The organism is Sphingomonas sp. Root720, assembly GCF_001428605.1.
In the GTDB taxonomy this organism is placed as follows: domain Bacteria; phylum Pseudomonadota; class Alphaproteobacteria; order Sphingomonadales; family Sphingomonadaceae; genus Rhizorhabdus.
This window is the reverse complement of the sequence record NZ_LMID01000007.1, coordinates 1-8,015: the sequence shown is the minus strand read 5'-3', so window position 1 is coordinate 8,015 and position 8,015 is coordinate 1. Positions and strand designations below refer to the sequence as shown.

6 protein-coding genes are annotated in these 8,015 nt (G+C 63.0%); 5 read left to right on the top strand and 1 reads right to left on the bottom strand.

Translation table 11 applies throughout. The features are described 5' to 3' along the window. Positions 1 to 410: 410 nt before the first annotated feature. From ASE22_RS07315 to ASE22_RS07295, 5 genes are all read left to right on the top strand, one after another. Positions 411 to 2,063 carry a flavin-containing monooxygenase gene (locus tag ASE22_RS07315; protein ID WP_056356830.1) on the top strand — a complete coding sequence of 551 codons (1,653 nt, stop codon included), beginning with the start codon at positions 411 to 413 and terminating at the stop codon, positions 2,061 to 2,063. Between the two features lie 103 nt (positions 2,064 to 2,166). After that, positions 2,167 to 3,036, top strand: a complete 870-nt coding sequence (locus ASE22_RS07310; RefSeq protein ID WP_056601431.1) for an alpha/beta hydrolase — start codon at positions 2,167 to 2,169, stop codon at positions 3,034 to 3,036. Continuing rightward, positions 3,033 to 4,685 (top strand): AMP-binding protein, encoded by a 1,653-nt coding sequence (locus ASE22_RS07305; protein WP_056356825.1) that lies wholly within the window; start codon positions 3,033 to 3,035, stop codon positions 4,683 to 4,685. The genes ASE22_RS07310 and ASE22_RS07305 overlap by 4 nt, the downstream gene beginning before the upstream one ends. Positions 4,686 to 5,171: 486 nt before the next feature. After that, positions 5,172 to 5,519 carry a hypothetical protein gene (locus ASE22_RS07300; RefSeq protein ID WP_056356821.1) on the top strand — a complete coding sequence of 116 codons (348 nt, stop codon included), beginning with the start codon at positions 5,172 to 5,174 and terminating at the stop codon, positions 5,517 to 5,519. Positions 5,520 to 6,692: 1,173 nt separating this feature from the next. Then, positions 6,693 to 7,055, top strand: a complete 363-nt coding sequence (locus tag ASE22_RS07295) for a LuxR C-terminal-related transcriptional regulator (RefSeq protein ID WP_056550009.1) — start codon at positions 6,693 to 6,695, stop codon at positions 7,053 to 7,055. A 7-nt stretch (positions 7,056 to 7,062) separates the two neighbouring features. On the opposite strand, the gene ASE22_RS07290 is transcribed toward ASE22_RS07295, so the two are convergent. Beyond that, positions 7,063 to 7,815 carry a hypothetical protein gene (locus ASE22_RS07290; RefSeq protein ID WP_056356816.1) on the bottom strand — a complete coding sequence of 251 codons (753 nt, stop codon included), beginning with the start codon at positions 7,813 to 7,815 and terminating at the stop codon, positions 7,063 to 7,065. Positions 7,816 to 8,015: the final 200 nt, after the last annotated feature.

Genomic DNA, 8,015 nt, shown 5'->3' with positions numbered 1-8,015 from the left:
GCCCCGATCGGGGCCCTCTTCATATCGTTGTCCAGCATCAGCAATGGCCTGCTTTTACTCCGCCACGCTGGCCTGGAATCCGACCGGCGTTGACAACCCCGCCACGCTGAGACAATCTTCAGTTCAAAGAAATGAGTCGCGCCTTTCCAGAAGGACGCCGGCCGAAAACGGCGATCCATGGATCGAGACGAATAGGAGACGGATCTTGAGCTGCTGCAATTTCCTTGGACATGCTCCAGCACCGAACCGGTGCGCCTGGTCGATCGGCTGCCCCCACAGGCGGTAAGCCCCATAGCCTGACGCTGCCAGCGCAGCGTCCCGGCAACCTTTTATCAACCCCGGCCCCGCCGCGGAGATCGAGCGCGATCCCGCGTGTGACCCGGTGCGCCCTCCATCTGAAAGGAGCGAATATGCCCAACTCCCAAACACCACCAGCTTCATCGGCCCACAGCGATGTCATCATCGTCGGCGGCGGCTTTTCCGGGATCTACGCCGTCCACAAGTTCCGCAACGAGCTCGGCCTGACGGTCCAGGCGTTCGAGGCGGGCTCAGGCGTTGGCGGCACCTGGTACTGGAATCGTTATCCCGGCGCGCGATGCGACTTCGAGAGCATCTATTATTCCTACTCCTTCTCCGAGGAAGTCCAGCAGGAGTGGGTCTGGAAGGAGCGGTTCGCCCCGCAATCGGAAATTCTGGCCTATCTCGAATATGTCGCCGAACGCTTCGACGTCAAACGCAGCTTCGCCTTCGACACCCGCGTGGTCTCGATGGTCTGGGACGAGGATGCGGCGCTCTGGCAGGTGACGACCGACCGCGGTCAGACCCATACCGCCCGCTTCGTGATTTCCGGCGCCGGCAACCTCTCGCTTCCCAAGGAAGGCGAATTCCCGGGCGCCGACAAGTTTGGCGGCGAGATCTACATGACCGGGCGCTGGCCGCACGAGGGCGTCGATTTCTCGGGCAAACGCGTGGCCGTAATCGGCACCGGCTCGAGCGGCATCCAGGCGATCCCGCTCATCGCCGAACAGGCCGACCACCTTACCGTTTTCCAGCGCACCGCCAACTTCGCGGCACCGCTGCGCAACGCGCCGATGTCGGATGATGAACTCGCCGAGGTGCGCAAGCGCTATACCGAGCTGCGGGTCGCCTCGCGCAAGAACTTCAGCGGCGTCCCCTATCCTGACGCCCTGCCCGCGACTTTCGGCGTTTCGGAAGACGAGCGCCGCGAAGTCTATCAGCGCTGCTGGGACGATGGCGGCTTCCGGATGCTGCTCTCGTCCTTCCAGGATCTTCTGGTCGACCCGGCGGCAAACGCCGCAGCCTCGGACTATATCCGCGCCCAGATCAGCAGCCGCGTCGCAGACCCCAAGCTCGCACAATTGCTGACGCCCACCGACCACGCATACGGCACCAAGCGACCCGCGTTGGAAACCGGCTATTACGACACCTTCAATCGGCCCAATGTCGATCTCGTCGACCTGCGCTCCAATCCGATCGACTCCTTCTACGAGAAGGGCATTCGCACCAAGGATGGCGACCTGGAGTTCGACGCGATCGTGCTCGCAACCGGCTTCGATGCGATGACCGGTCCGCTTCTCAACATGGGCATCGTCGGCCGCAACGGCCTCACGCTCAAGGAGCGCTGGCAGGACGGTCCGCATACCTATCTCGGGATCGCATCCGACGGTTTCCCGAACCTGTTCATGATCACCGGGCCGCAAAGCGCTGTTGCGCTCTACAACAACCCGCTCGCGATCGAAGATCATGTCGACTACGCCGGCGGCCTCATCAAGTTCATGGGTGAGCATGGCTATGATGTCGTCGACCCCTCGCCCGAGGCGGTCGCCTGGTGGGGCGCCCATGTCCAGGACGTCGCCAATCACACGCTCTTCTCTGACGCCAAGTCCTGGTACACCGGCGCCAACGTGCCGGGCAAACCGCAGGTCTGCATGATCTATGTCGGCGGCGCGCCGACCTACCGGAAGATCTGCGATGACATTGCAGCCGACGGATATCGCGGCTTCACGCTGGAGCACCTCGCCCAGACCGCAATCGCATCCTGAAGCCCGCCTCTGCCTGGAGAGTCCAATGCCTGTCGATGATGGAATTGCCCAGTTTCTTGCTGCGGCCGCAAGCGCGGGCGGAAAGCCCGTTGAACAGTCGAGCGTGGTCGAAGCCCGTGAGATAATCGGCTCGCTCGTCCAGTTCCAGCGCCCGCCGGAGGACATCGCATCGGTCGAGACGACGACCTATCCCGGAGCGGCCGGCCCTCTTCCAATCAGGATCTTCCGGCCGATCCTGGACAAGACACTCCCGGTCATCCTCTTCCTGCACGGCGGCGGCTGGATGGCGGGTGACATCGATCTCCTCGATGGTCCCTGTCGCTCGCTCGCCAACGCGACGGGTGCGCTCGTGATCTCGGCCGCCTATCGCCTCGCTCCCGAGAACCCGTTCCCGGCCGCGCCCGACGACGCCTTCGCCGCACTCCAATGGGTGCAGGCTCACTGCAACGAATATGGCGGCGATCCGACCCGCCTCGCCGTTGCCGGCGAAAGCGGCGGCGGCACGCTGGCAGCCACAACCGCGCTTCGCGCCAGGGATGCGGGCGGCCCTGCCCTTGCCGCGCAAATCCTGCTCTATCCCGCAATCGATCCGGACGCCGACACCGCGTCGCGAACCGAATATGGCGATGGCTATCTGATCACCGCCAAAGCGGTCGACTGGATGTGGCGCCAATATTTGCCCGATCCGACCCTGGCCCGGCTCGCCAGCCCGGCAAGGGCAAGCTCACTCGCGGGTCTTCCCCCGACGCTAGTCGTTACGATGGAATATGACGCGCTGCGAGACGAGGGCGAGGCCTTTGCCGAGCAGCTGCGGCAGGCCGGCGTCACCGTCGAGCAAGTGCGGATCGACGGCCTGATCCATGCCTCGATGACCCTATCCGCCCTGACCGACAAGACCGACCAGATCTATGCTGCGGCCGGGCGCTTCCTGCAGCATCATCTCGCCGCCGTTCCGGACACGGTCGAACCGTGATCGCGTCGAACCGCGCGCGCAGCGGCCTCGACCTGCCGCTCAGCCCACTTCGCTTCCTCGCGCGCGCCGCCGAGGTACACCCGGACAAGGTCGCCGTCGTCGACGGCGAGAGGATACTCACCTACAGGGCATTCGCCGCGCTCGCGAGCGAGTTCGCCAACGCCCTCAAAGCCCGGCATATCGGACCGGGCGACAGGATCGCGTTTCTAACGACCAATTCGCTTGAGTTACTGGTCGCCCATTATGCGGTTCCGCTCATCGGCGCGGTCCTCGTCGCGATCAACACGCGGCTTTCGCCCGCAGAGGTCGGCTATATCTGCGACCATTCCGGTGCGGCGATATTGGTCTCGGAAGCGGATCTCCTGTCGCGGCTCCTCGCCGAGACCAGGCTCGAGACAGTGCGGGAAATCGTCGTCTCCCCCGATGCCTCCGGACAAACGGTTGCCCTCGATGGCGCAATCACCATGGCCGATTTTCTGACGACGGGCCGATCGGAAGATCTGCCGTGGGAGATCGACGATGAGGAGCGCGTCATCTCGATCAATTACACCTCGGGGACAACCGGCCGGCCGAAAGGCGTCATGTACACGCACCGCGGCGCCTACCTCGCAGCCCTTGGCGTCGTCCTCCATCATGGACTCACCTACGAGACGCGCTATCTCTGGTCGCTACCGATGTTCCACTGCAATGGATGGTGCAAGCCTTGGGCGCTCGCCGCTGTGGCCGCCACCCAATATTGCCTTCGCGCCGTGCGCGGGCCGGTGATGTGGGACCTGATCGACAAGCAGGGCATCAACTGCATGGCCGGGGCGCCGACGGTCGTCGACACGCTCGTGTCCGCGTCCGAAGCCCACGGACTGGCGGGTCCGCTCACTATCATATGCGGTGGCGCTCCGCCCAGCCCGGCGATGATCGCCAAGGTTGCGGCGATCGGAGGCAGGATTTCGCACATCTATGGGCTGACCGAAACCTATGGCCCGTTCGCCGTGGGCGAGGCGAAGCCGGAATGGCAAGCGCTGCCGATCGAAGAGCAAGCCACGCTCCTCGCCCGCCAGGGCGTCGCGATGGTGACGGGAGACACGATCCGCGTCGTGCGAGCTTTTCCCGACAAGTCCGGCAGCCTCGTCGACGTTGCCAGGGACGGCACCGAGATCGGCGAGGTGGTGATGCGCGGCAACCTGGTGATGAAGGGCTATTACCAGGATGACGAAGCGACCGAAATAGCCTTTGCCGGCGGCTGGTTCCGATCCGGTGACCTCGGGGTGATGCAACCGGACGGCTACATCAAGATCATGGACCGCGCCAAGGACGTCATCATATCCGGGGGCGAGAACATCTCGACCATCGAGATCGAACACGCTCTTTCGGCCCACCCAGATGTCGTCGATGTGGCCGTTATCGGGGTTCCCGACGAAAAATGGGGCGAACGGCCAATCGCCATTCTGGTCGTAGCGGATATCGACGTGACCGACCTCGGAAGCCGAGACGCAAAGAGCAGCGAGCTGATCGACCATCTCAAGCGCAGGATAGCGGGCTTCAAAGTCCCGGACCGTTTCGAATTCACGGACGCGCTTCCCAAAACCGCTACGGGCAAGGTCAGGAAGAACGAGCTCCGCGCGCTTCACGGAGACCGCAAGGCTGCGCTTTGAGCACCCGCCGGCGCGCGTGCCTCTGACCTAAGCCCACCTCCCTTCAACCGTGAGGCATCCCTCGCGGCCGCGGACGCTGCGGCCGCGGACGCTCGCGCCCACCTTCTTGCCCGATGAACTGGCAGATCGGTACACGGCCGCACCGGCGGCTGGCGCCGGCGCCGCCAGCGTAACCGGCCCCGAACAGGTTATCCCCGGAAACCGGCTTCAAATCGCTGAGATATTCCGGCACAGCGTGCGACGCTCGCCTGCAGGCGCTTGCAACTGAACGGAACATTCCAGTAAGCGTTCAAGACCTGCGGAGACGCGGGTCGGGGCGTGGAAACCCCGAAGAGTAAGAGCCGGTCGTTACGACCGGGTGGCGGACGCGCATGTCCAGGCCGCCCGGCTAAAGGCGTTCGCGCCTAGCTTACTCTAGGTTTCCAACACCCGGTTTCGGGCGACGACGCATCCAGCGGGTGCGTCGCCGGCTATGCAGGAGCTGATATGGCGGACCGTCAAAAGAATGTGGCCAACGCGATCGCACTGACCAGCGATGCGATCGACCAGCTGTGCGAAGTGGAGGCGCTGCGCGCAGTTCCCTATCTGCGCCAGGCGGTGGCCCTTCTGAAAGGCGAAGGTACGACCGAGGCATCGTCCCGCAACGAAGAACTGCGCGCGCTGTTGCGGACGATTCTGATCACGCTCGACAGCCTCGGCGAACGCCAAGCCGGCAAGGATGTCCAAGAGGCGCTCTACAAGCTCGGCGAGCCTTTGGTTCCTCTGTCCGAACTCGAAGGCGCCGCCATGATGGATTGGATTCGATCAAACCGACTGGCGAGCAGCACAAACTGATCCGCCCTCAGCCCCGAACGGCTGCTCACAATTTCAAGCTCAACCACCTTCGCGCCAGATATCGACAGCACCCTGCTGCACTGAGCCCCCATACCGCACACGAGATTGAGGTTTCGACCAAAAGCGGGCGTCAGCCGGCGCGAACGGGCGCCCCTAACTGAACGGTCCGCCAGCACACGCAGGCGAGCCGACCGGAAGCCCTCCGCACCGATCTGAACCTAATTTGCTTCGACACCGCCGCTGCCGCCCGATACGCGAAGCAGCACATGGGCGTGGCAAGCTCGCTTCGGGCGGAACTCCGCGTTGGTGGCGCGCGGAACAGCTCGTGCGCCCCACTTCGCTTTCGCACCACTTCGCTGGCGCGAAGCTCATATGGTGTAACCCACATTTACTTCTATTGCATCAGCGAGAATAGCTGAGCGACCGATTGAAGCTTCTTTCTGTTTAGCCCGCTCATATCACATCGACCGCGGGATTCCGCGGCTGCGAACACGCGAAGATATGCAAGACATATCAATAGCACGATTAAGACCAGGGCGCCCGCCCATTTGCTTTTCTCCCAGCAGCCGCAAGCGGGGGTCACGAACACGACTGCTTAGCGTCCATAATCGACCCTTCACGATTTTTCTCCACAGCGACCTCGGCTGACTTGCTATTTCGAACTGAGAAGCGGTAGCATCATTGAACCAGATTGAGTTGCAGGCCGTCACGCTGCCCGGCCATGCGACGATAAATGCCTCTCGCAACCGGAGAGAATCATCATGCATGCCCAACCGATGCCGCCTCAGCGCCACCGTCGTCCAGCAATGCCCCTTCGCCATGCGACCACGCGGCCGGGTGTCTTGATTCCCTCCACGACTCCCGCTCTTGTTTCCAAGGTTCTCCCGAGCAGCGGCGGCGGTCTTGTCTTCAAACGCTTCCGCCATATGTCGCTTTCCGCTGAGCGGCCAACGCGCGCAGGGACAACAGACCGACAGGCCCAACTGGCTCTGCCAAGCTAAAGCCGAATCACGCAAACGAAAGTTAGGTGCGGGACCATAACGGAGCCCCCAACATGGCGCTTCTGCCGCCACCCCGGGAATGCTCTGGTCAACCGTCTCGCCAGCGCGCGCTCAAAGGTCAGTCATGCGACCCGGAGCCGACACGCAAGGGAGTGGTGAGAGGGGTCCGAATATGCAGGAGGAATCCGAGCTAATCGAATTGCTCACTGAGGTCGAGCGCGAGACGCTTCGTGCGTTTCTCGCCCGTTCGGAGGTGAAGGAAGTTGCTCGCGCGCTCGGCAAAAGCACCTTCGCCGTCGAGCAGCGTCTGGCTCGCGCGAGGCGCAAGCTTGGCGTGCGACGCAGCATCGACGCGGCCCTCATGCTGGCTCGTGCCGAGGGCGTGAACATGTATGGTTCACCTATATATGCCCTTTCTGACGTTGCTCCGGACGACCCGGACGGCTCCACAGTCGGCCCCGTCGAAGAGGGCCGCTGGTTCGACCGGTTGCCCTTCCCGGGGGGCGGTGAGAGGATGGACAAAAACGTACGCTAACGCTTGTTCAGAGCGCTTTCAGGGTGTGGAGCAGTAAGTGTGAAGCCCGTTTGATCGCGCCATCGTAACGGCCGAACGCGAACGCCACCGCCTCTGTCTGCCTCTGGATCATGCCGGAATGCCGTTCGAACGCCCGATCGACTGCGGCGAGAACATCGTCGGCACCTGATGCGACCTCTCCCAGATGCCAACCGGCATAGCGTGGATCGTCCTGCCAGCTTACGTCATGGGCATTGATGAAAGCGACCGGTCGAGGCGTGGCGATAAATTCGTAAAGCTGGCTCGACATGTCGCCCAGATAGAGGTCGGCCGACCTCGAATAGGTCATGTCGAAGAGCCGGGGAGAATCCAGATCGACGGCGATGTGCCCCGGCACGGCAAGTTCAAGCCATTGCGCCCGTGCTGCCCGATCCAGGTTCTCGAACGCGCGGACGTGGGGAGCGAAGACTAGGTTATATCGCTCCTGTTCGCGGAAGCGGGCGATGACATCGCGAGCGATGCCGATCGAAGATAGCGCGGGATCGAAATGGGGATTGTACAAGACGGTCGGGCGATGATTATCGAACAATCGTGGCCCAGCTGGCAATGCCTGCAGATAGTCCATCTTCACATAGCCAATGGCCGAGAGCCGCTTCCGGTCCAGGCCCTGCGCGACGGCTCGCTCGATGTCCTTCTGTCCGGGCACGAAAATGGCGTCGAAGGCTTTCAGCCTCGCTTCGGAAGATGGCGCGCGATCACCGGCGCCGTGGCGGAAATGCACCAGTGGACGCCGCCATCCCAGCCACCGCAAGGCAGCCGAGGTTCGCTCCGGGACGATGATGGCCTCAGAATTGCGGGCTAGCCATCGGATCCGCGCCAGCAAGGGGGCGTTTGCGGGAGGGGGCGGAATCCTACGCTAAGGATTTGGGCCAGCGATATTCCCCGGTTAGATTGATGTGTTCCCATCCCAACGGCGAGACG

Bases quoted from the DNA above. Each gene is read 5' to 3' on its own strand.
- ASE22_RS07315 (WP_056356830.1), top strand. From the start codon at position 411: ATGCCCAACTCCCAAACACCACCAGCTTCATCGGCCCACAGCGATGTC.
- ASE22_RS07300 (WP_056356821.1), top strand. From the start codon at position 5,172: ATGGCGGACCGTCAAAAGAATGTGGCCAACGCGATCGCACTGACCAGC.
- ASE22_RS07295 (WP_056550009.1), top strand. From the start codon at position 6,693: ATGCAGGAGGAATCCGAGCTAATCGAATTGCTCACTGAGGTCGAGCGC.